Raw genomic sequence first — 23296 nt, 5'->3', positions numbered from 1 at the left:
CGTGATCCTTCGAAGCCGCGGGCGTCGAACCGACTCGGCATCCGGCCAGATTCAACTGCTCGTTCTCGCGCCCTGGGGCGTGGCTGGCGGATACAGCGGTCCCATCGTTTTGCAGGACCGCCTTCTGAGGACTCTGATCAAAAAGGCAAACTTTTCGGCCACAGTCCTTTATCGCGACCGTGGATTAGCCGAACTGCCTGCATGGGTCGCACGTCCTGTCCCGGTGGTGGCGTCGCCAGCCGAGTCCTTCCCGAAAGCAGCGCAAGTCAAGTGGTTACTGAAAACTTCTTTTTATATCTTTTGGAACAGGCGGCGGTTCGATGCCGTGTTTCTGCAGGGAACATATATGTTGAACTGCCTTCCAGCCCTCTTCCTATCCCAGCGCACGCGTATCATTGCTTTGCCTGTAGTCGACGGGGGGGACCTGACCGGCAAGCCTAAAAATATCAAGGGGCTCGTAAAAAAGTCTTTACAATCAAAGCTGTTCAATCGCACCGTCCTTGGAATCTGCTTGTCCACTGGAATCAAGAATGATTTCGTGGAGATAGGTCTTCCCGGGGAATCCATACGCCTAGCGTACAACCTGGTCGACACTCGGATATATTGCCCTGGCGCCAAACCCACAAGTCTGGATGACAGGGAATTCAAACTTCTGTTCGTCGGGGCGCTCGGTCGACGAAAACAGCCGCATCTGGTGATCGAGGCATGCGCCGAACTCCGCAGCTCGGGCATCGATGCGAGTTTATCTCTTGTCGGCCCGTTCGAGGACGCTGAATACGAGAGTCACCTTCGTCAGCTCATAGAACGTCTTGGTCTGGAAAAATTTGTAAACATTGTTGGCATGACAAATCACCCTCTTCCGTACTACCAGGAGGCCTCAGTCTTTCTCCTCCCTTCCCGGAGTGAAGGAATGCCGGGAGCGCTCTCAGAAGCAATGGCTTGTGGCGTCCCCGTGGTTGTCTCGCCAATCGGAGCCATGCCGGAAGTCGTGGAGTCGGCGCAATGCGGTTTTGTTGTGAAGGAATTTGATAGTGAGTTATGGGCACGCGTTCTGGAGGAAATGTATCGAAAACCTGGTCTGATGCAGAAAATGTCGGCAGGCGGTCGAAGGTTTGCTGAGTATCACATGACTCCGGACGCCCTGGCAATCGATATCCGCCGCTTTGTTAGTGCCGAACGGCCGCAACCACATTAACGGACGGACGGCCTCAAAGAAGCATCTGCAACGGACGGCGCTGTAAGAGGGCATGACGTTATTGGCTCGGGCCGGGACGCGTGAGGCCGGGGGCTGATCACCACAGGCGGTATGCGGCCGATGGTAATTGAAGTGGTTCACCCACACCCCGATCGCGTCCCGGCGAGCCCGCTCACTGGCGTAGGGGCGGACGTAGAGGACCTCGTCTGCCAGCAGGCGGTTGTACCGCTCCACCTTCCCGTTGTGGCGCGGCGTGTAGGGCTTGATGCGCTGGTGCCGGCCGGCCAGGCCTTCCACGCAGCGGGTGAAGTCCTTGGCCCGGTAGTTGGCGCCGTTGTCGGTGACCACCCGATGCAACCTGGTGATGCCGTGGGCGGCGAAGAAGGCCCTCGCCCGGCAGAAGAACCCGATCGTCGTCGCCGCCCGCTCGTCCTCGAGGGCCTCGGTGTAGGCCAGGCGCGAGAAACCGTCCACGGCCGAGTGCAGGTAGGTGTAGCCGACCTTCGCCCCGGGCCCGCGCCTGGCCGCTTTCGCGGCGTCGGATCCGCGGCCGTGGGCGCGCCATCCCCCGCCGTCGGGGATCTTGCCGACCTTCTTCACGTCGAGGTGGACCATGTGCCCGGGCCAGACGGCGCGGATCCGGCCCGGGGTCCTGCGCGAGCTCCCGCCCTCAGGGGTCAGATCCCGAAAGCGGGAAATCCCCAGCCGGTGCAGCCAGCGGCCCACGGTGCGCAGACTGATGGCCACGGTGCGGTCGACCAAGTGGCGGTGGATGCGCCTCGCCGACCACTTGTGCTTGCGCCGTAGGACCTCGATGAGCTCCACGACCGCCGCCGGGGTGCGCGTACGGCTCTCGTGCGGGATTGAACCGTCACGGGTTTGATGCCGCTTCCTTGTGTTGAAGGATGACGACATGCCCAAGAAGTACGATGCCGAGTTCAAGGCTCGGGTGGTGCGGATGGTCCAGGACCATCAGGCCGACTACGGATCGGTGACCGCGGCCAGCGTCGCGGTCGGAGCTCAGCTCGGTGTGGCTCGCGAGACGCTGCGGCGGTGGGTGGCCCAGGCCGAGGTCGATGCCGGTTCCCGCCAAGGAGTCACCTCCGAGGGCGCCGAGGAAATCAAGCGGCTGAAGGCCGAGAACAAGCGGTTGCGCGAGGCCAACGAGATCCTGCGGAAGGCCTCGATTTTCTTCGCGTCAATGTCATCGTAGGAAGTGCCGGCGGGGTTGGCTCGTTTATTCGCTGCCCTCGATCCTGGTGGGCTTGTCCGCGATGTGCCGCCCCGCCGGTCCGGCCGGGCGAGGTCCGGGTGTGGCCTGATAGGGCCTCTGTGTCAAGAGAGGACCGGTTTGCCGGCCGTCAGGTCCTTGAGCATGGTGCGGTAGATGACGTTGCTCAGCCGGCGTTTAAGGGCTCTGCGGGCCTCGCGCGGAGTCTTGCCCTCCTGGATCTTCTTCAGGTAGTACTCCCGGCCGAGGCCTGCGTGGCTGATCTGACACACCGCCATGACGTGCAGCACCGAGTTCAGCTGGCGATTGCCGCCGGGGTTCAGACGCTGCCGCTGGTTGTCCCCGCTGGAGGTGTCCAGGGGTGCGGCACCGGTGTAACTGGCGAAATGCCCGGCCGAGTGGAACTGACGCACGTCGCCGACCTCGCCCAGAATCTTCCCGGCCAGGATCGTGCTGATGCCCGGCAACTTCATCAACGAGGTGCCGGTGGCCTGGAGCTCCTCGGCGATTTTCTGCTCGTAGTCATCCATCAGCTTTTCCAGCCGCGCCACCTCACCGATCAGATCACGTGCCAAATCGCGCCGGCATCGGGCGATGGCCGTGGCCGGGCGCACCGTGCGCAACGCCGCCTTCGCTTTGGTGAGGTTCAGGCCTCGGGGCACGCCACCGGGAATCAGGTCCCGGAGCAGGTCGTGGAGTCGGTTCAGGGCCCGGGTCCGCTCACCCTTGAGCGCGTCACGCTGGTGCGTGAGCAGGCCCAGAAGTTCGGCGTGGTCCTCGACAGCTACGCGCTGCAGGCCCTGGTGGTGCTGGGCGGCCCACCCCACGGCGCGGGCGTCAGCGGCATCGGTCTTCCGCCCGCCGCCGGTGTGCAGCACACGCGCCTTCATCGACAGGGTCGAAGGGACGTCGATGACCTCGTGACCCTGGCTGATGAGGTACTGGGAGATGCCCCGCCCCAGGCCTTTGGCGCCTTCCACGGCGAACAGCGCCTGATTGAACTGGGAGGCCCACGCCACCACGGCCGGTCCGGTGCCCTTGGTCACGGCGAAACGTCGCGTGGCCGTCACGGAGCCATCGGCGGTCAGGGCTACGGCGGTGAGCGAGGATTTGTGCGGATCGATCCCGATGATCGTCATGGCAGGCTGCTTCCACTGGCAGGGATATGAAGCTCCCTCGGTGGGCACTCTGACTTCAATCCAACTGCACGCCTCTGTCGAACCACACCCAGGGCAGGTGGCGGCCGGCCGGGCACCCTATCAATGAGCCAGCCCCCTCCAGGGGCGACAAGAAGCTTGCGGACCAGCGCCGACCGCCACTCTCAACACTACGAAGCTGCAGACTCCCCAGTGCTGGCCACCACCCATTCAAGACAAGTCAGGAGCGTGCGCTGTTCGGCGTCCGATTGAGGCGTGCCCGCCGGGGGCTCGTCCTGCCTTTCGATCAGGCACGAGGAGCACGCGGAGGTAGCCATGGTCACCGTCGTGGGTATCGACACCCACAAGAACACCCACACCCTGGTCGCCGTAGACGGGCTCGGGCGAAAACTCCAGGAGCTCACCGTCGAGGCCCGGCCCAGCGGCCATGAGAAGGTCCTGGCATGGTTGAGTTCCCAGGACGCGGTGAAGGTAGCGGTGGAGGACTGCCGACATCTCTCACGCGCCTTGGAAGTCGACTTGTTGCTGGCCGGCCACCAAGTGGTGCGGGTGCACACCCGGCTGATGGCCGGAATGCGCCGCGGGGCCAGGGAACGCGGCAAGTCCGACCCGATCGACGCTGAGGCCGTCGCCCGCGTCGCATTGCGCGAGGATGAGCTGCCGACCGCGGTGTTGGCCGGCCCGGAACGCGATTTGAAGCTGCTGGCCGACCATCGCCGGTCAATGGTCGCCCGGCGCTCGGCCCTGCAGTCGAAACTGCGGTGGTTCCTGCACGAGATTGACCCGGCCATCGAGGTCCCTTCCCGGGCCTTGCGCCGCTACTGCGTCCTGGACTCCGTGCAAGAGCAACTGGCCGGCAGGGACGGGGTGGTCGTCGAGATCGCCGAGGACATGATCAGCGAAATCATCGGTCTGACCCGGCGGATCAATGAGCTCGAGGCGCGGTTGGGGCGACTGGTGCGCACCGAGTACCCGCACCTGTTGGCCGTGGATGGTCTCGGGGTGCTCGGCGCGGCGACGATCGTCGGGGAGACTGCCGGGGCGGCGCGCTTCCACTCCAAGGACGCCTTCGCCCGGTTCAACGGCACCGCCCCGATCCCCGTATGGTCCGGCAACCACGAGCGATTCCGTCTCAATCGCGGCGGCAATCGTACGATCAACACCGCCCTGCACATGGCCGCCGTGACTCAGCAGAGGCTCGGCTACGAAGGAGCCGACTACGTGGCCAAGCAATTGGCCCGCGGCAAGACCCACACCGAAGCGATGCGACTGCTACGACGGAGGATTTCGGACCGAGTCTTCGCCGCTCTGCGCGCCGATGAGAAGGCCAAAGAGTCACCAATCGACCTCAGGCATCGCCCTGGTCCGGAACCAGTTCTCGAGGTTGCGGCTTGACATAGGAGCATCGGGGAGCTCGACCCCCGCAACCGTTGATCGCCGGGTTCATCGACCAGATGAGGGCCCAGGGGTACGCGGTCGAGTCGGTCTGCGCGGTCCTGCGCGAGCAGGGCGTGCCGATCGCCGCGAGAACCTATCGATCCTGGAAGCAGCCCGGTCGGCAACCTGCCGCGCGCACGGTCAGCGATGCGGCGGTCATGGATGCGCTGCTGGCCACCGTGGGCACCCCGGAGGGGCTCTACGGGCGGCGGAAGATGACCGCGTACCTGCGCCGGTCCGGGCTGACGGTGGCCCACTGCGCGGTAGACCGTCTGATGCGCGCGCTCGGGCTGGCCGGGGGTCGTGCGCGGCAAGCGGGTGCGCACCACGGTCCCGTCCGCCGACGGGGCCAGAGCCGGTGACCTGCTCAACCGCGACTTCAGCGCGGACGCGCCCAACACCGTGTGGGTCGCCGACTTCACGTACGTACGCACGTGGGCCGGGTTCGTCTACGTCGCCTTCATCGTGGACGTCTTCGCCCAGCGCATCGTGTCCTGGAACGCGGCCACCACCCGCACCACGGACCTGGTGCTCACCTGCCTGCGGATGGGCCGGTGGGACCGGACCCGCCAGGGGCTGGTGCTGCCGGACGGGCTGATCCATCACCACGACGCCGGGTCGCAATACACGGCGCTGCGCTTCACCGAGCATTTGGCACTGGAAGGCATGGCCCCGTCGATCGGCTCGGTCGGGGACGCCTACGACAACTGCCTCATGGAGTCGATCATCGGCCTGTACAAGACCGAGTGCATCCGCCCGGGCCCGTTCGTGAAGGCACCGCTGAAGACCGTCAGCGACGTCGAGTACGTCACGATGGCCTGGGTGGACTGGTACAACAACCGCCGGCTGCACTCCAGCCTCGGCAACGTCCCACCTGCCGAGTTCGAGGCCGTCCACTACGATCAGATCACTGCGCCCCAGCCGGAGACGCAGCCCGTATGAAGACGGCAGAAAAGCCGTGACGGTTCAGATCGAGGGGCGATCGACCAGCCCGGCTTCGCCGTGCTCGAGGTAGCGGGCCACCCAGGTCGCCACCGTGGACCTGGAGACCCGGAACTCCGCAGCCACGTGGGCCTTCGGGATCCCGTCGTCGAGGTGGCGCAACACCATGCGCAGCCGGCCGGTCGGGGTCAAGGGTGCATTAACGTGGGTCATGAACGGGCTCTCTCGTGCGGATGTTTGTGTAGGAACTTCCATCCTGTGCCGAGGAGCCCGTTCCTCATCTCATCGACGCACCCGCGCCAAGAACCTCATGACCCACAACAGCTAGAGCACTGGGGTGGGGTGGGTGATCTTCGGGGCGCGCATCCCACCCTTCGCCTCGACGATTTTGCGGATAGCCTGACGGGCGGGTTCCTCGACGAGGTAATAGCCAACAGCGCCGGCAATGATCACGGCCACGTAGTAACCGCCCAGAATTCCAACCCGGGCTACCAGAGAACCGTCGACAAATGCTTCCCAAGGCAGGAGCTTCCCGAAGACCATGAGCAACACGAAGTGTGTCATGTACACCGAGTAAGAAATCTTCCCTCCCCACACCATTAGCCGAGATCCCAGAAATCGGCCGACCAGTCCGGTGGCACCGGCGCAGGACAACACAAAGACACCGATGAATGGGACTGCAGCCAATACGAAGGCACTGCCAGCATTCGTCCAGTAGATGACGACTAGAATGGCAAGGAACGAAGCTCCTGCCGCCCAATCCCACCACGGCCCTTGCTTACCTGTCCCGAGGTGGCGCCACCCGGCGTAGATGAGAGTGCCCGCGGTGAATTCGATGGAGATGCGCGCCCAAATTAGTTCGTACCCGGTGGGGGAAGAATTGACATAGGCGGCGATGACCAGCAAGAGCGCAGCCCCCACCACAAGGACGGCGCCCGCTGCGACAAACCCGTGGCGGGCACTGTTGATGCGGGCCACCCATACAGCCACCAAAGGAAAAGCGAGGTAGGCGGCGAACTCGGCGCAGATCGACCAGGCTGGCAGGTTCCACGGTGAGAACGGCGGCACGGATTGCAGCATCAGCACGTTAGCGATGAAATTGCCGGGAGTGTGGCCTTCCGATGAGTTCAGCTCGATGCCGGCAAACGCTGCGGCTACTACCAGTGCCAGGACGGCGAGCAGCGTCACTAGGTGCACGGGGTAGATCCTGGCGAACCGGAGCAACATGAATCTCCGGTATTTACCCCAGGTGAACTTTTCGAACTTGTGCGCATAGGTGTAGGCAATGATGAATCCGGAGAGCACGAAGAAGATCTCGACACCGAGAAACCCGGATTCGATGAATCTCGCGGCGGGGCGGGATCCTGGGAAGAGCCCAAACAGCGCGTACCTGAAGTGCTCAATCACCACCCATGCGGCGGCGAGGGCTCGGATACCGGTGAGCCCGACTATTTGTGGTCGAGCCAGGCTTTGGCCGTTTTGGGGGACACGCAGATCGGGGGTGCTGTGCATGGGTAAATCATAGCGAGCACTGTCCTGCAATCGAGTTAGGTGACGCGCTCGGGCGTGGGTGATGACATCGCCTGGAAATGCGCGGGCGAAGTGCGGCCACGTTCGGTCACGAACCATGACGCCAACAAAATGACCAGCAAGTAAGCCGACACGGTGAGCATGGAGCCACGCAGAAAGACAAGCATGTAGAAGGCCGTTGCACACACCACCACAGGGGGCATGGCATGGAACCTAAGGTGAAAGTCCGTTCGGCTGTCTAAGACATGGAACCAGTACCCCAAGGCCCCCATACCCACGATCGCGCCGAGGAACCCGAAATTTATGGTCATCTCAGCCCAAAATGGAGCGGAAATGTTCGTGAACTGGTACCCCATGTGCTCTGCGAGTACGATCCCCGTGTCTTCCGGCTTACCCGGCCAAATAGACCTGGGCACCCACAACAAAAGCACACCTAGTAACTGCTGCCCCCAAGTGATGCCCTGCGTGGAGACGTAGTCCAGAGAGTTTACGACCTGAGCGAAGGCGTCGAAGTCGCCGGAGGTAAGCGCGGTTACCGGGCTCTCCGCTTTGAACGTAGCATCTGTGCTGTGCCGGAAAAGATCCGCCAACGGGAAGATGGTTAGCATGCCCACCAGCGCCGCAGCGCAGACCACGCGGAAGCGGGTCAGGGTCGCATAGGCGCCAAAGGCCGCAATCATTGACAGAATCAAGTTCCCCACCGCGGATCGAGGCGAGCTGATGGGATTGGAAATGAAGAGCAACAACCCAGCAACAACGACGGCGGGCAGGACGGGAGGATTTATACATGCCATCTTCATCTGGCGACGCACCGTCATCTGCGCTAAGAAAGCGACCAACAAGCCCATGGTCATCGCACCTGTCAGAAGCGCCAAAAGGGTGGGGTTGGGCCATGTCATCTGTTTGACCATCATGAATTCCGTGCGTGACAAGAAATAGGAGGACGGCCCGACTTTCGATGCGTAGTACGCGAACAGGCCTATGGTTATGGCTGTGAGGATGTTCGCCCTCCTCCTATTCACCCGGAATACCGTTTGCGCGCCCGAGCGGCGCCCCCGGGCAAAATACCCGCCCACTAGATAGGCAATGCCAGCGACAATGACTAGTCCAGAAGCGATGGGGAGCAACGACGTGTCTACCTGTGGAGTGGTGCCCGGCATGGTGTCCAGTCGGTACTGGACGTACGGGGCGAGGCCCATAAACAGGTAGGTGAATAGCCACACCACCATGCTGTAAAGCTGACGGCGCTTAGAAGCGATGACGCCGGCGTAGGCAAGGCCCGCGAAGACGATGACCGCAGTGGACCACCACGGGTTCCGGTCGTTGGTCAGCCCACCAGTAGCTTGGTAGAACCACGCGGGCACTGCGAAACAGAAAATCACCGCGGAGATGATCCACAGGACTTGACTGCCGATAGGGGAGTTGGCTTGATGTGTGGGGGTCACCCACCCAGGTTACCGGCCGTCGTCCCCCAACTAGCCCACATGACACGACGCGAGCAGCCCTCCAGGGTGGCTAGGCGCGATGGGCGACCTTACGGGCTGGGATGCCAGCCCACACTTCGTCCTCTCCAGTGGACTGTGTCAGCACCGCGTTCGCCGCGACGACGGTGCCACGACCAACTCGCAAGATGCCGTCCTTGCAGAGAATTTTCGCGCCGGCGCAAAGCACTGCTTCATCCCCTATCTCAATGCCTTCCATCAGGCTGTCCACTTTCGGCTTCCACGCATCGGCCCGACCAAGGGTGACGCCGTGAAAGACGGTCACGTTGTCCCCGATGACGGTATCGGGATGAACGACCGTGCCAAACCCCCGGTGAAGTAACCGGAACCCGTCACCGATCTTCACGTGCGCGGGGATCTCAACGCACTGCAGTGCAAGGAGCTGCTGCGCCCAGCGGTGACGACGCAGGGATACGAGGTGGTTTATGACGTCCATGCCGTCGAATGTACTGCCCTTAAGCCCTGGGCGATTGCCGAATGACACGAGTTGAGTGCCGGGGGATATGCACACGGCTTCCTTCTTAGTACGCACCTTCCTTGGCAACCACTGCCTTAAAGGTTCGGCCAAGGATGAGCATGTCTTGCACCGGCGACCAGTTTTCCACGTAGTAGAGGTCCAGCCGCACCGACTGCTCCCAGTCGAGGTTCGACCGGCCCGAGACCTGCCACAGTCCGGTGATGCCGGGCCGCACGCGCAGCCGGCGGTGGACGTAGTCCTCGTATCGCTCTACCTCTGAGGCAAGCGGGGGGCGGGGGCCCACTAGGGACATCTCGCCCTTGAGGACGTTGAGGAACTGGGGGAGCTCGTCGAGGCTGTAGCGGCGCAGCCACTTGCCCGGGCCGGTGACGCGGGGATCGTCCTTCATCTTGAACAGCAGGCCGGCGCCCTCATTCTGCTCCTTGAGGCGCTGCAGCACCTGCTCGGCGTCGGTGCGCATGCTGCGGAACTTCAGCATCCTGAACCGGCTGCCGTCCAGGCCGATGCGCTCCTGGGCGAAGAAGGCGGGGCCGTGATCGTGCGCCTTGACGATCAGCGTCAGGGCCAGCAAGACGGGGGAGAGGAGCAGCAGGGCCGCTGCGGAGCCCGCGATGTCCATCAGGCGCTTGGTCAGGGCTCGGCTGCGGCTCAGCCGCGGCGTGGCCACATGAATGAGGGGGAGGCCGGCCACCTGCTGCATGTGGATGCGGGGGCCGGCGATGTCGGTGAGGCCGGTGTCCATGACCAGGCGGATGTGGGCGTCGGCGAGTTCCCAGCTGAGGTGGCGGATCTCCGTGGTACTCAGCGGCACGTTGGAGGACAGCACCACGGTCTCGATGCCGTGGTCGCGGCAGGCGGCCATGACCCCTTGCACGGAGGGCGGCTCGCCGGAGGGCAGGGCGTTGAGGGGCAGCTTGACGCGCTGCAGTTCCGCAGGGAGCGGTTTGCGGGTCTCGGGGACGTAGACGGCGGCGGCCTCGAGTCCGGAGGTCGGGTGCTGGCGCAGGGACTTGATGAGGTCGGTAGCACCGCCCAGGCGGCCGACGACCATGGTCCGGGAGAGGGCCTCGCCGCGATAGCGCGCTCTGATCAGGCGGTCCCGCACGAGAAAGCGGCCCAGGATGAGCAGGCCGATGCCCAGGGGCAGGGCGATGAGGACGTAGCTGCGGGCGGTGGGCAGGTCGAAGCCGAAGGAGATGATGGCGATCGCGCTGAAGAGGATGAGGCTGGAGGTGACCACCTGCCGGGTTTCCTCGAGGCCGTGGCCGATGAGCCGCACGTCCCGGGCGCCGCGCAGACCGAGGTGCATCCACCATACGAAGGCGAGCACGATGCCCACGATGGCGTAGGGCACCGAACGGGGTCCGAGGTTCAGTCCGGCGGACTCCAGCTGGAAGCGGAGCAGCTGGGTGCCGAGGAGTGCGACGACGACGGCCAGAGCATCGGCCCAGCGCAACCGGGTGAGATAGGCGGAGCGCCAGCCGGTCTCGGACGCGGGCGTGCGCTCGGCGTCGTCCTGGCGGCGCTGCTCGATGGAATTCTGGGTGTGCTGATCTGCTGGCTCGTGGGCGACGTGGTTGACGCTGAGCATGGTGGTGCTCCCTCCCCGACAAAGCGCGCGGCCACCTGGGGTGTCGGCTCCCGGCCCGGGGAGCGACGGCGGACCGCGCGCTGCATTGCACTTGTCGTCAGTTTAGGGGCGCAAATGGATGAATGCGGCTCTATGACGAAAGGTGTTTGCATCCGCACTACTCGGTCCCGACAAGCCGCGGAACGGCGTCGCTCCTAGTGGTGAGGTGGATCACACGGCCTGCTGGGTGCTGTCTCGTCGTGCTGACTGTGCCGCTCGACGTCCCCCACTCGGGGGACGCTGTCCGTGACAGGTCAACGTCGGGCGGTGCGTGCGCGCGTGGTGGGGCGGGAGGTCGTTCGCCGACGCGCGGGTGGACGGACCATCCGGTCCAAAGGCGTTCGCATAGGTAACGTGGGCATTGGAAAGCAGGCTTTCGGTGCTTTCGTTCTCTCCCCCAGGTGGGTCCCCCGGCCTCCACCGTGCACCAGACAAGGCGAACATGACCATGCAGAAGAAGATCCTGGCCACCGGAACGGCGGCCGCCTTCGCGACCGGCGGTCTCATCCTCAGCTCCTCGCCCGCGGTGGCCGCGGTGGACTCGGAGGACTGCCTCGCCGCGCAGGCCGAGTTCCTCACGGCGCTGGAGCAGTCCGGCGTGGACGCCGCGCTCGTCGCCGAGCTGGAGACGGCCGTCGACGCCGTCCTCGTCGCCCAGGCGGAGCGCATCGCCCTGATCGAGGCCGCTGTGGAGGCCGAGGGCGACCTTGTGACGGCCGTCGAGGACCTGGAAGCGGCGCAGCTGGCCGCCGAGGAGGCCCAGGCCGATCTCGAGGCGGCCCTCGAGGTGCTGGCCACGGCCGACGAGGCCGTCGCCGACGCGCAGGCGACGCTCCAGGTGGAGCTGGACGCCCAGGCCCGGGCCATCGCCGAGGCCCAGACCGCGCTGGACGCCGCGCTGGCCGTGGAGGCCGACGCAGACGCCGACGTCCTCGCCGCCGAGCAGGCCGGAACGGACGCCGAGGCCGGCGTGGAGGCGGCGATCACCGCCGAGACCGAGCTCGAGACCGCGCTCACGGCCCGGGCCGAGGCGGACGCCGTGGTGGTCCCGCTGCAGGCCGACGTGGACGCGGCCGCGGAGGTGCAGGCCGCGGCCGACGCCGACGTGGCGGCCGCCCGGGACGTCGTCGACGCGGCGCAGGCGGACCTGAACGCGGCGATCTCCGCGCAGGCGGACCTGGAGGCCGCGCTCGCGGCCCAGGCCGAGGCGGACACCGCCGCCGTCGCCGCCGAGGCAGCCCTCGCGGAGGCGCTGGAAGCCGAGGCGGCCGCGGATGCCGCGGTCCTGCCGCTGCAGGAGGTCGCCACCGCAGCCGGAGCGGCCCAGGTCGAGGCGGCGGACGCGCTGGCCGACGCCGAGGTCGCCGCGAACGCAGCCCTGGCGCTCCAGGCCACGGCCGACTCCGCCGTGCTCGAGGCGGAGGCCGCCGTGGACGCCGCGGCCGAGACCGAGGACCCCGACGACGACGCGGCCGCCGCCGCCGCTCTGGACGAAGCTCTCCGCCTCCAGGCCGAGGCCGACGCGTCCGTGACCAGCACGCAGGCGGCCCTGGTGTCCGCGCAGGCGCTGCTGGCCGAGGCCGATGCGGCCCTGGCCGCGGCGAGCGCCGACCTGAACGCCGCCCGCACCGTCCAGGCCCAGGCCACGGCCGCCGCGGTCCAGGCCGGGGCGGACTTCACCGCCGCCGTGGCGGTGCAGGACGCCGCGGAGCAGACCCTGCTCTCCGCCCGGAACGCAGCGGCCGCGGCCGGCCCCGTGGAGGACGCCCGTGCGGTCCTGGTCGCCGCGCAGGCGGACCTGGGCGTGGCGCTCGAGGCCCGAGCGGAGGCCATTGCCGTGCTGGCCGCGGAGCAGGCCGAGCTGAACGCCGCCCTCGAGGCCCAGGCCATCGCGGTCCAGGCCGTCGTGGACGCGGAGGCCGCCGTCGAGGCGGCCGGTTCCGTGGCCGACGCCGAGGCCGCCGTCGAGACTGCCGAGACCGAGCTGGCTGCCGCGCTCGTGCTCCAGGAGGGGGCGGCCGCCGCGGTGGTCGAGGCCGAGGCGGAGCTCGCGGCCGCGGAGGAGGACTCCGAGGCCCTGGTCGACGCCCGCGCGGCGCTGGCCGTCGAGGCCGAGGCGCGGGCCGACGCCCGGGCTGTCGTCGCCGAGCTGGAGGCCGTCATCGACGCCGAGGCGGCCGCCGAGGAGGCCGTGGTGACGGCGGAGGCGGGGCTCGAGACCCTGCTCGGCCAGGTCGCCGCCGCGCAGGTGACCCTGGACGCCGCCATTGCGAACCTCGCCGAGGTCCGGGCCGAGCTCGAGACGGCCGGCGTCCTGGAGGAGGACCTCGAGGCGCTCTTCGACCGGGCCGTCGAGGTCTGCGGCCAGGTCGCGGACGGCGACACCGACGCGGACACCGACGCCGACTCCGACGACAGCGACTCGGACGACTCCGGCCCGGACGGCGACACCGACGGAGCCGTCGCGGTGCCGGGTGGCGGGACCGGGGCCGGCGAGGGCGTCGTCGTCGTCGCGCCGGCCGACTCCGGCGGCGGAGCCGACTGGATCGCCGACACCGGATCGGACTGGGCCGCCGACGGTGGCCCGAGCTGGGTCGCCGACGGCGGATCGACCTGGGTCCCCGCCGAGTCCTGGACGGGCTACAACGACGGACTCAACATGCAGACGGGCTCCGACGCGGCCGGCGGGACCGGCGCGGAGGCCAGGGCCGGCTTCGGTGCCCTGGCTCTCACGGGAGCCGGGCTGCTCGCGGCCACCGCGGTGGCCATGCGCCGGCGTTCCACGACCGGGAGCTGACCGCCCGCCGGGCCGTGCGCGCAGCACGGCCCGGTGAACGCAAAGGCCTGGGGCCGGCACCGTGTGGTGCCGGCCCCAGGCCTTTCTCGTGCCACCGGCGCGTGGCCGGCAGCGGTGTGCTCAGGCGGCGCGTGCCGACCAGTGGTGCTCTGAGCGGCTCAGGTGCTCGGCCTTCAGCCGGCGCAGCAGCGGCAACAGGGAGGCCGGGGTGTAGTCGGGCTTGGCGACCACGGGGGTGCCCTCGTGGCCGTGGGCGGCGAGGAGGGCCTCGAAGCCGGCCTCGTGGCGCTCGAGCAGCACGTGGTTGAAGTAGTGCTCGTTGAACACCCGGGACAGTTCCAGGGCGTAGGCCCACGTGGGGGAGCCGGCCTCCGTGCCGGCGTTGGGGCAGTCCCAGTCGGAGGGGGTGCCCACGGCCTCGAGCTGAGAGCGCAGCACGCGCTCCAGGGCCGCCGGCGTGAAGGCGACGGTGAGCTCGGCGACGTCGTCGATAATCTCGAAACGGGTCACGGTGAGGCCGGCGGGGGAGCCGGAGCGCAGGTAGCGCTGGGCGTCGGTGTGCAGGGGGGACGTGGTCATCGGATTCTCGCTTGTCCGTCGAGGGGATACGGATTCTTCGGGGTTGCTCCGAGCGTATCCGGATGACAATGCATGTGGGAGGCACTTTCTGTCCCCACATGGTCTTCTCGGGACAGGACAAAAGTCTATTGTTCCGGCCGTGTCCCTATGCGGGAAGTGGTTCGTTGTGCACCTTCGTCCAGTGCGGCTCCATGGGAGGTGTCGGGAGCTACGCCTTGGTCCCCGGCCACCGACCGCCGGGGGTCCTTGCGCTGCTCACCGGGGTATCGACAGTAGGTGCCATCCGGAGGAAGCTTGGCCTACGCGCGGCGAACTGCCCACCGTCCTGGAGCCGCGCACCGGCTGTATCGCCCAGATCCTGATGTCGTCGGCCCCAGGAGGACCGGCCCAGATGATCCTGGCAGGTTGGGGGGCTTGCGCTGAGAAGCGCGACGGGGGGAAGCCTCTGCACGCACTGCTCGACTGCTGGAAACACTCAACGGAGCTTCATCATGAGAAAAGACATTCTGGCCGGCTTCATCTCGGCAACCATGGGACTGGGCGCAGTCGCTTTGATCGCCCCGGCCAACGCGGCGCCCGAGGTGCCCTACGCAGAGGGACAGATCATGGTCGAGTTCCGTGAACCAGAAGTGGCAGCAGACGTGCTGCGCCGGCACGGCCTGGAGAAAGGACCCCGCATCGGGAGCACGGACGCTCTCCTCATCGGGGTGCCGGAGGGCAAGGAGGCCAAACTCGTCGACGCTCTGAGCCGGAATCCGGCAGTCGAGTACGCCGAGCTGGATCACCTGGTCACTCCTGCGACGGACGACGAGTACTTCGCGCGCCAGTACGCCCTGCAGAACGACGGGCAGTCGTTCACGAACACCAACGGTGACATCTCGGTGGCCGAGGGCACGGCGGACGCTGACGTCGATGCCGTCGAGGCATGGAGCGTCACGACCGGCAGCGGCGTCAAGGTTGCCGTCCTGGACTCCGGTGTGGCCAACGACAACAACGACATCACGCCGAAGGTGGCGGCACGTGCGAACTTCACGAGGGGTGAGTCCGGTGACGACAACTACGGCCACGGAACGCACATGGCCGGTAGTGTCTCCGCGACCGCCGACAACACGGAAGGTGTGGCCGGCGTGTGCCCGGGCTGCCAGATCCTGGACGGGAAGGTCCTCAATGACAGCGGGGTCGGCTCCAGCTCCAGTCTTGCGAACGGCATCAACTGGTCGGTGAACAACGGCGCGAAAGTGATCAACATGAGCCTCGGGGTCCGAGCATCACGGACCCTGGAGAGCGCCGTCAACAACGCCTGGAACAACGGTGTGGTGCTCGTGGCAGCCGCCGGCAACGGAGGCAACCAGACCAAGATCTACCCGGGTGCCTACCCGAACGTCATCGCCGTCGCCGCTACCGACAACAAGGACGCCAAGGCCTCGTTCTCGACCTACGGAGCCGGCTGGGTGGACGTCGCAGCGCCCGGGGTCAACGTCTACTCGACCTTCCCGAACCACACGTTCGTGCTGGGCACGCAGAACAACCGCTCCATGGGGTACGACGTCGGCAACGGCACCTCGGTGTCCTCAGCCATCGTCGCCGCTACTGCTGCCCTCGCATGGAGTTCCGATCCCGGCGCAACTCACACCTCGGTCCGTGCCGAGGTCGAGTCCACCGCCGACAAGATCGCCGGCACCGGCACCTACTGGGCACACGGCCGGGTGAATGCCGGCAGCGTCGTCAAGTAAGCCCAGGACCTCGCGTACTCCGCCGGCATGCCCGGCGGAGTACGCAGGTGAAAGGCCGCATCACAGGCGAATGCTGGGTTGTCCTCCGGGGCGGTGCGGAGGTGACTGCCCGGGGCCACCGTGAGTGCGGCCTCGGGGCGCGGTCCAAGCAGCCAGGACGGCGGGCCGGCTGGTCCCGTAGTCGCGGCGGATGGCCGAGACGTCGTCGCTGGCCTCTTCCAACTAGTGCGCCCCCTCCTTGGCGACCACGGCCTTGACCGTGCGCAGCAGGATCACGAAGTCCTGCACCGGGGACCAGTTCTCCACGTAGTAGAGGTCCAGGCGCACGGCCTGCTCCCAGTCCAGGTCGTCCCGGCCCGAGACCTGCCACAGCCCGGTGATGCCCGGCTTGACCCGCAGCCGGCGGTGCACGTGCTCCTCGTACTGGGCCACCTCGGAGGGCAGCGGCGGGCGTGGGCCCACCAGCGACATCTCGCCCCGCAGCACGTTGAGGAACTGCGGCAGCTCGTCGAGGCTGTACTTGCGCATCCACCGGCCCGGGGTGGTGACCCGGGGGTCGTTCTCCATGAAGAACAGCACCCCGCCCTTCGCGTCGTTGGCGGCCATCAGCTCGGCCTTGCGCTCCTCGGCGTCGAGGTACATCGAGCGGAACTTCAGCATCTTGAACCGGGAGCCGTCCAGGCCGGTCCGCTCCTGGGCGAAGAGCACGGGCCCGCCGTCGTGCGCCTTGACGATCAGGGCGAGCACGGCCATGACGGGGGAGAGGGCCACCAGTGCGGTGACGGATCCCACGATGTCGACGAGGCGCTTGAGCAGCAGCCGCGAGCGGCTCATCCGCGGCGTGGAGACGTGGATCAGCGGCAGCCCGGCCATCTGCTGGGTGTGGATCCGCGGGCCGGCGATGTCCGTGAGACCTGTGTCGAGGACCAGGCGGATGTGCTCGTCGGTGAGGTACCAGGACAGGTGCCTTACCTCCTCCGAGCTCAGCGGCGCGCTCGAGGCCATCACCAGCGTCTCGATCCGGTGCTCACGGCACGCGGCCACGATCCCCTCCACGCTGGGCGCCTCCCCGGTCGGCAGCGTGTTCCGCGGCACCGGAACCCGCGCCAGGTGGTGCGGCAGGGCCCGGGACGACGACGGCGCGTAGACCGCCACCGGGTCGAAGCCCGCGGCCGGGTTCTGCTGCAGGGACCGGAGCATCTCCACGACCCCCGGCACGCGCCCGACCACCAGGGTCCGGGACATCGCCTCGCCGGCCAGCCGGCGGCGGGTCAGCCCCCGCCGAACGAGGCTGCGGCCTGCCAGGAGCAGAAGCGTGCCCAGCGGCAGGGCGATCACCACGTAGCTGCGGGCCATCGGCACGTCCAGCACGTAGGACAGGATCGCCAGGGCGCCGAACAGGACCAGCGTGGCCGAGACCACCTGCCGGTTCTCCTCCACGGCGTAGCCGATCAGGCGCACGTCGCGGGCGCCCCGCAGCTCCAGCCAGGACCACCAGGCCGCGCCGAGCACGGCGCCGACCAGCCAGTACGGCACGCTGAGCCGGCCGAGCTCGAGGCCCTCCTGCTCGAAGCCGAAGCGCATCAGCTGCGTCAGCACGAGCGTGGCGGCCAGTGCCACCGCGTCCACGCGGCGCAGGCTGCGGATGTGGGTCTCCCGCCAGGCGGCGGGTCGTACGGTCATGTTTCTCTTGAGCACGTTGGTCACTCCCCCCGAGTGTGCGGGGGCCGGAACACTCCCCTACGCCCCCCGGCGTGGTTCCGGCCCCCATCGATGACTTTACAAGTGCACATCGATGAAAACACGGGGTGCACGACGGGTGACGACGGGGTGGCCGGCGGCGCGGACCGGGTTGCCCGCCGGGTGGGGGACAGGTACCCGGAGACGGAACGTCGGGATCCGCCCCCGGGGGCACCGGCGTCATCTCCCTGCTCGTGAGACGTCGTTCCTGGTCCGGGCGGGCGGCGCCGAAGGCGAGCCGGTCGCGCGACCGGTCGTGCTAGCCTTGACCGGTTGCCAAGGCGAGGGGATCCTGACGGATCCCGTGATCGACGACGGCTGGTTGAACGTTCCCGTCCCCACTTGTGCGGCGGCGCCCCGAGGGCGCGTCGCACGGCGTCCGAGACGCGGGGGAGGGTCTGCGGCCGGTATCGCCTGGCCATTCCGACGACAGACCCGACTTCGAGGAGTTCCCATGGTTGACACCATCCGCATCCCCGCCAGCACGCGCAGCGACTTCGGCAAGGGCTATGCCCGCCGCATCCGCAACAACAACCAGATCCCCGCCGTGGTCTACGGCCACGGCGCCGAGCCGCAGCACGTGGTCATCCCCGGCCACGAGACGATGCTCGCCGTGCGCCACGCCAACGCCGTGCTCGAGCTCGACGTCGAGGGCAGCACCCAGCTGGTCATGGTCAAGGACATCCAGCGCCACGCCACCCGCCCGGAGATCCTGCACATCGACCTCCTGGCCGTGCGCCGCGGCGAGCGCGTCGAGGTCGAGATCCCCGTGCACGTCATCGGTGAGGTCGACCAGACCGCCGTGCACAACGTCGAGGAGAACACCCTCACGGTCGAGGCCGACGCCCTGAACGTCCCCGACGACGTCGTGATCAACCTCGACGGCCACGGCGTGGGCGACCACGTCTACGCTGCCGACGTCCGCCTGCCCGAGGGCGTGACCATGGTCTCCGACCCCGAGCTGCTGGTCATCAACGTCTCGGAGCCCCAGGCCCAGGACCTCGGCGAGGAGCCCGCGGCCGAGGAGAGCGTCGAGGCCCCCGAGGGCGACGTCGTCCCCGAGAACGAGGCCTGAGCTCCATCGTCCGATTGAACCTGCGGAGTGCGGGGTGGCTGCGGCTGCCCCGCACTTCCCATGAGCGAGCCGACCCCGAGATTCCCCAGGAGGCACCGATGTCCGACGCATGGCTGGTCGTGGGACTGGGCAACCCCGGTCCCGAGTACGCCAGGACCCGGCACAACGTGGGGCAGATGGTGCTCGACGAGCTGGCCTCCCGGCTCGGCGGGTCCTTCAAGGTGCACAAGTCCCGCGCCCAGGTCCTGGAGTCCCGGCTGCGCCCGGGCGGACCGCGGGTGGTGCTGGCCAAGCCGATGACCTACATGAACACCTCGGGCGGGCCGGTGGCGGGTCTCGCCAAGTTCTACGACATCGCCCCCGAGAAGATCGTGGCCGTGCACGACGAGATCGACATCCCGTTCGCCGCGCTCAAGCTCAAGACCGGCGGGGGAGAGGGCGGGCACAACGGCCTGCGGGACATGTCCAAGGCCCTGTCCACCAAGGACTACCACCGGGTGCGCGTGGGCGTGGGCCGGCCCCCGGGGAGGATGGACGCGGCCTCCTACGTCCTCAAGCCCTTCTCCACCACCGAGGTCAAGGAGCTGCCCTTCCTCCTCGACGACGCGGCCGATGCGGTCGAAACCCTGGTCGAGCACGGACTGCTCGAGGCGCAGCAGAAGTTTCACGCCCGATGAACGCCGCCCGCGCGCCGTGGACGCGGGCTCCTGCTGAATCCTGGCCCGTCCGGATCGCGGCCGTGGTCATGGTGGTCGACGCGCTGCTGCTGATCGCCCACGTCCTGCATCGCAGCGGCGCCGTGCTGGACCGGGACGGCAGCCGATTGTTGCCCTTCCGCCGCGCCGCGCTGTGGAACGGCGGCATGGACGGCTCGCTCCTGGAGCTGTTCGGGCTGCTGCAGCTCGGGGCCGCGGCCGCCCTGCTCCTCTGGACGGGTCTGCGCGACCGGACCCACCACGTGCTGGCCGGGTGGGGCGGCGTGCTCCTCCTCGTGGCCGCCGACGACCTTTTCCGGATCCACGAACGGGTGGGCGCCCGCTTCGCCCTGGACCGGCTGGTGCCTTCGCTGGGCGCGACCACGGCCCAAGAGATCGGCGGCCTGGCCTTCTGGGCTGTGTCCGGGCTCGTGCTGGTGGGCGGACTGGTCCACCTGCACCGCGGAAGCGATGCATTCTCGCGATCTGCGTCGTGGACGTTGCTGGCCACCGTGACGCCGTTCGTGCTCGTCGCGGTGGGCTACGTTCTGGCTGGTGCCGTTCTCCCCGGGCGGCTCTCCGGTTCCGGGGGCGAGGTCGCGGCCCAGCTACGGGTCACGGTGAAGCTCCTGACCATGACGATGCTCCTGATCCAGGGGATGTGGTCGTGCACGGCAATCCCAGGAAGTCGTACGAGCCGGAGTGGACCGACGCCACCGGATTCGACGTCGCCGCGGACAGCTCCGTTGCGTTGCTGAACGGAAACGTTCCTGGCCGCCGTGCAGGGTTTCAGCCCGCCGAAGCTCCCGACGGCGCTCCCGACCTCGGTTTAAGCGCGATGCCTCGATAGGAGACCGCCAGAGCGCGGTGGTCGGACTCGCCGATATCCAGGTACTGGATGCCGACGGGCTCCCAGCGCTGTGCGTCGGCGATCTGATGATCGATGCTGGCCCCAAGTGGTGCGGGAAGCGATCTGGGCCACGTGCCGACAGCGCCCCTGCCTAGATGCTCTCCTGCGTCGACACACCCTTCATCCATGAGGTGGCCGATATGGGTCGTGGAGGCGTTGAAGTCTCCGCCGACGATCGTTGATTCTCCTGGCCGGCATGTCTCTACCGAGAGACGGAGCTGCCGCCACCACGCGTTGGGTGAGTATCGGCCTGGCAAGGGCGGTGGCGGGTGCACCGCGCTTAGTCTCGGCGGAGTGAACGACGAGGTCCCGATGAGGGCCCTGGAAGCGTCAACAGGAGCAACGGAGACGGAGCCGAAGGCGAGTTCGGGGCCCGCAACTTGACGGTAACGCCCCACCCGGTCAGCGGTGACTATGGCGGTCGCATCGGGATCGACGGCCTTGTCGCTGTCGGTGAACAGCTGGTTGGGCAGTCCTCGCCGGTGCAGTGATTCAGCAATCTGTGCGGCGATTTCAGCGTCCACTTCGACCAGCAGAAGGACGTCGGCCTGGACTGCCACAGCGGCTTCGACGATCTCGTCGGCCTCTGATTGCCGCGCGTTGAAGGACAGCACCGTGAGGTCCCGCCCCGGGGCATGCACCGCCGCCTGGCGGGCGGGCAAGAAGCCGCCGGCTCGTGCGAACAATATGGACTCGGTCAGTACGGCACCGATCAGCAGGAGGACCATCACCTGCAGCACCCGTTTTCGGACGCCTCTGCCGTGGTCGCTGTGCCTTGCCAGGACGGCGGCCATGCCGATGAGGAGGAGCAGCGCCATGATCCAGCCGAGTCGTAGGGATTCCAACTGAACGATGGGATACGTGCCCCCCAGCCCCAGGTTGTGCGGCGTCACGAGGACAATGGACAGACCCAGCCCTGTCCCGATGATCACCCAGAGCGCGGCACGTCCAGCGGCTCCGAACGGGTTCCGGCGGCGCCGCTCCAGCATGCAGGGCACCCTCTCTGTCGATGATCGACGAGGTCGTACGTGGACAGCGTGTCCACGACTGTCTTCCCAAGCATGTCGAGCTCTGTGCCGGGCGACAGTTGGATGGCCGGTGCGCGGAGTGACGAGCTGTTCACGCACTGCACCGGTTCGGGCGGTGTGCAGGTTACCTGAACGTGGAATTGAGACGGGGTCGCATTCTGCGATCCCGTGGCCCGTGAGCCCGGCCGATTCAGAGGGTTCCGCGGCACGCGATGAACGGGATGTCCTTAACTCGGGTTGCACCTGCCGACACCGGTCATCATAGCCAGGGTCGGCAACCAACTCCGTCGGTCTGTCCCGGAGGCCCGGCCTTGCAACTGCAGTGGAACGTCCGGTCGAGGTCTTCGGGCTCGCGGTGCCGTATCAGGTGATGCTCGGTGCTCGGACCCGACCCGAACCGGCGCTCGGGGCGCCAGCGGTGGGAATCTGTCTGTCTCGTAGTGTTCCGTAGCAGGAACGCGGTGCGTGCATCCAAGCCGTATCGTGTGGGTTCGTGACCTCCCCTCTCGCCCACTTCCACCCCTTCATCCCTGCCGGAGGGGTCGGCTCCCGGCTCTGGCCCCTGTCCCGGGCCGACGCGCCGAAGTTCCTGCTGGACCTCACCGGCTCCGGCTCGTCGCTCCTGCGCGCCACCTACGACCGGCTCGCCGGGCTCGGCGGCGGCAGCGTCATGGTCGTGACCGGCCGCACGCACGCCGCGGCGGTGTGCCGGCAGCTCCCGGAGCTCTCGGCGGAGGACCTCGTGCTCGAGCCCTCCCCGAAGGACTCGGCGGCGGCCATCGGGCTGGCCTGCATGCTCGTCCAGCGCCGGGACCCCGAGGCGATCGTCGGCTCCTTCGCCGCCGACCACGTGATCGAGCCCGCCGGGGCCTTCCAGGACGCCGTGCGGGAGGCGGTGACCGCCGCGGCCACGGGACGGATCGTGACGATCGGGATCCCGCCGAGCTCCCCGGCCACCGGGTTCGGCTACATCCGGGCCGGGGCCCCGCTGGGGATCCCGGGGGCGCCGAACGCGCTGGGCGTCGAGGAGTTCGTCGAGAAGCCCGACGAGGACACCGCCCGGCAGTACGTGGCCGGGGGCAACCACACCTGGAACGCCGGGATGTTCGTGGCCCCGGCGTCGTTGATGCTGCGCCATCTCGCGGCGAGCGAGCCGGCGCTGCACGCCGGGCTGAGCGAGATCGCCGAGGCCTGGGGCACCCCGGCCCAGGACGAGGTCGTGGACCGGGTGTGGCCCGGGCTGCCGAAGATCGCGATCGACTACGCCGTGGCCGAGCCCGCGGCCGCGGCCGGGGACGTGGCCATGGTCCCGGCGAGCTTCACCTGGGACGACGTCGGGGACTTCGCCGCGATCCGGCGGCTCAACCACGTCGATCCCGAGACGGATCCCGACGTGACGGTCCTGGGCGACAACAGCCGGGTGCTCTCGGACAGCTCCAGCGGCATCGTCGTCTCGGACACGGGCCGGCTGATCGCCCTGATCGGGGTCGAGGACATCGTCGTGGTGGACACCCCGGACGCGCTGCTGGTGACCACCCGGGAGCACGCCCAGCGGGTCAAGGACGCCGTGGCCTCCCTGAAGCAGCGCGGCAACACGGACGTGCTCTGAAAACGGCCGGGGCCGTGCGCACCCGGGA

Annotated in this window: 17 protein-coding genes and 3 pseudogenes; 10 read left to right on the top strand and 10 right to left on the bottom strand. The window is 67.5% G+C overall.

What is annotated here, in order from left to right:
• Position 1: 1 nt before the first annotated feature.
• Positions 2 to 1195, top strand: coding sequence for a glycosyltransferase (locus ACH9D3_RS03980; RefSeq protein ID WP_396409940.1), 1194 nt, complete (start codon positions 2 to 4; stop codon positions 1193 to 1195).
• A gap of 39 nt (positions 1196 to 1234) precedes the next feature.
• Here the strand turns inward: ACH9D3_RS03980 and ACH9D3_RS03975 are convergent.
• Positions 1235 to 2092: pseudogene (locus ACH9D3_RS03975) on the bottom strand (IS481 family transposase); the annotation flags it as partial.
• Between the two features lie 16 nt (positions 2093 to 2108).
• Here ACH9D3_RS03975 and ACH9D3_RS03970 point away from each other — a divergent pair.
• A complete protein-coding gene (locus ACH9D3_RS03970) occupies positions 2109 to 2408 on the top strand; it encodes a transposase (protein WP_396409939.1) in 300 nt (99 codons plus the stop codon).
• A 122-nt stretch (positions 2409 to 2530) separates the two neighbouring features.
• On the opposite strand, the gene ACH9D3_RS03965 is transcribed toward ACH9D3_RS03970, so the two are convergent.
• Entirely contained in the window at positions 2531 to 3565 is a 1035-nt protein-coding gene (locus ACH9D3_RS03965) for an IS110 family RNA-guided transposase (protein WP_396409938.1), read from the bottom strand.
• 333 nt (positions 3566 to 3898) lie between these two features.
• Between ACH9D3_RS03965 and ACH9D3_RS03960 the strand changes: the two genes are divergently transcribed.
• Positions 3899 to 4978 carry an IS110 family RNA-guided transposase gene (locus ACH9D3_RS03960; RefSeq protein ID WP_396409937.1) on the top strand — a complete coding sequence of 360 codons (1080 nt, stop codon included), beginning with the start codon at positions 3899 to 3901 and terminating at the stop codon, positions 4976 to 4978.
• Between the two features lie 14 nt (positions 4979 to 4992).
• Positions 4993 to 5962, top strand: a pseudogene (locus tag ACH9D3_RS03955) (IS3 family transposase); the annotation flags it as partial.
• 30 nt (positions 5963 to 5992) lie between these two features.
• Here the strand turns inward: ACH9D3_RS03955 and ACH9D3_RS03950 are convergent.
• From ACH9D3_RS03950 to ACH9D3_RS03930, 5 genes and pseudogenes are all read right to left on the bottom strand, one after another.
• Positions 5993 to 6175, bottom strand: a pseudogene (locus ACH9D3_RS03950) (helix-turn-helix domain-containing protein); the annotation flags it as partial.
• Between the two features lie 111 nt (positions 6176 to 6286).
• On the bottom strand, positions 6287 to 7474 hold the full coding sequence (locus tag ACH9D3_RS03945; protein WP_396409936.1) for an acyltransferase family protein: 1188 nt from the start codon (positions 7472 to 7474) through the stop codon (positions 6287 to 6289).
• A 35-nt stretch (positions 7475 to 7509) separates the two neighbouring features.
• Complete coding sequence (locus ACH9D3_RS03940; RefSeq protein ID WP_396409935.1) at positions 7510 to 8937, bottom strand: hypothetical protein; 1428 nt, start codon at positions 8935 to 8937, stop codon at positions 7510 to 7512.
• A gap of 70 nt (positions 8938 to 9007) precedes the next feature.
• Positions 9008 to 9430: a hypothetical protein gene (locus ACH9D3_RS03935; protein ID WP_396409934.1), complete on the bottom strand. Its 423-nt coding sequence runs from the start codon at positions 9428 to 9430 to the stop codon at positions 9008 to 9010.
• Between the two features lie 85 nt (positions 9431 to 9515).
• Positions 9516 to 11063 carry an exopolysaccharide biosynthesis polyprenyl glycosylphosphotransferase gene (locus ACH9D3_RS03930; RefSeq protein WP_396409933.1) on the bottom strand — a complete coding sequence of 516 codons (1548 nt, stop codon included), beginning with the start codon at positions 11061 to 11063 and terminating at the stop codon, positions 9516 to 9518.
• 481 nt (positions 11064 to 11544) lie between these two features.
• Here ACH9D3_RS03930 and ACH9D3_RS03925 point away from each other — a divergent pair, with 481 nt between their 5' ends.
• Positions 11545 to 13899 carry a hypothetical protein gene (locus ACH9D3_RS03925; protein WP_396409932.1) on the top strand — a complete coding sequence of 785 codons (2355 nt, stop codon included), beginning with the start codon at positions 11545 to 11547 and terminating at the stop codon, positions 13897 to 13899.
• A gap of 120 nt (positions 13900 to 14019) precedes the next feature.
• Here ACH9D3_RS03925 and ACH9D3_RS03920 read toward each other — a convergent pair whose 3' ends face one another.
• Positions 14020 to 14478: a hypothetical protein gene (locus ACH9D3_RS03920; protein WP_396409931.1), complete on the bottom strand. Its 459-nt coding sequence runs from the start codon at positions 14476 to 14478 to the stop codon at positions 14020 to 14022.
• A 491-nt stretch (positions 14479 to 14969) separates the two neighbouring features.
• Between ACH9D3_RS03920 and ACH9D3_RS03915 the strand changes: the two genes are divergently transcribed.
• Positions 14970 to 16211 (top strand): S8 family serine peptidase, encoded by a 1242-nt coding sequence (locus ACH9D3_RS03915; RefSeq protein ID WP_396409930.1) that lies wholly within the window; start codon positions 14970 to 14972, stop codon positions 16209 to 16211.
• A gap of 222 nt (positions 16212 to 16433) precedes the next feature.
• Here the strand turns inward: ACH9D3_RS03915 and ACH9D3_RS03910 are convergent, their stop codons facing one another.
• Positions 16434 to 17894: an exopolysaccharide biosynthesis polyprenyl glycosylphosphotransferase gene (locus ACH9D3_RS03910; protein WP_396409929.1), complete on the bottom strand. Its 1461-nt coding sequence runs from the start codon at positions 17892 to 17894 to the stop codon at positions 16434 to 16436.
• Positions 17895 to 18405: 511 nt separating this feature from the next.
• Between ACH9D3_RS03910 and ACH9D3_RS03905 the strand changes: the two genes are divergently transcribed.
• The 3 genes from ACH9D3_RS03905 to ACH9D3_RS03895 all read left to right on the top strand — a co-directional run bounded on the left by ACH9D3_RS03905 (position 18406) and on the right by ACH9D3_RS03895 (position 20479).
• Positions 18406 to 19026 carry a 50S ribosomal protein L25/general stress protein Ctc gene (locus ACH9D3_RS03905; RefSeq protein WP_396409928.1) on the top strand — a complete coding sequence of 207 codons (621 nt, stop codon included), beginning with the start codon at positions 18406 to 18408 and terminating at the stop codon, positions 19024 to 19026.
• 98 nt (positions 19027 to 19124) lie between these two features.
• Positions 19125 to 19703 carry an aminoacyl-tRNA hydrolase gene (pth, locus tag ACH9D3_RS03900; RefSeq protein WP_396409927.1) on the top strand — a complete coding sequence of 193 codons (579 nt, stop codon included), beginning with the start codon at positions 19125 to 19127 and terminating at the stop codon, positions 19701 to 19703.
• Positions 19700 to 20479, top strand: a complete 780-nt coding sequence (locus ACH9D3_RS03895) for a hypothetical protein (RefSeq protein WP_396409926.1) — start codon at positions 19700 to 19702, stop codon at positions 20477 to 20479. Before pth ends, ACH9D3_RS03895 begins: the two co-directional genes overlap by 4 nt.
• A 31-nt stretch (positions 20480 to 20510) precedes the next feature.
• Here ACH9D3_RS03895 and ACH9D3_RS03890 read toward each other — a convergent pair whose 3' ends face one another.
• Complete coding sequence (locus ACH9D3_RS03890; RefSeq protein ID WP_396409925.1) at positions 20511 to 21620, bottom strand: endonuclease/exonuclease/phosphatase family protein; 1110 nt, start codon at positions 21618 to 21620, stop codon at positions 20511 to 20513.
• Positions 21621 to 22152: 532 nt separating this feature from the next.
• Between ACH9D3_RS03890 and ACH9D3_RS03885 the strand changes: the two genes are divergently transcribed.
• Positions 22153 to 23268 (top strand): mannose-1-phosphate guanylyltransferase, encoded by a 1116-nt coding sequence (locus ACH9D3_RS03885; protein ID WP_396400348.1) that lies wholly within the window; start codon positions 22153 to 22155, stop codon positions 23266 to 23268.
• The last annotated feature ends 28 nt before the right edge of the window (positions 23269 to 23296 follow it).

The organism is Kocuria kalidii (assembly GCF_044462225.1).
GTDB classification, from domain to species: Bacteria; Actinomycetota; Actinomycetes; order Actinomycetales; family Micrococcaceae; genus Kocuria; species Kocuria kalidii.
This window is presented reverse-complemented; position numbering and strand designations above follow the sequence as displayed.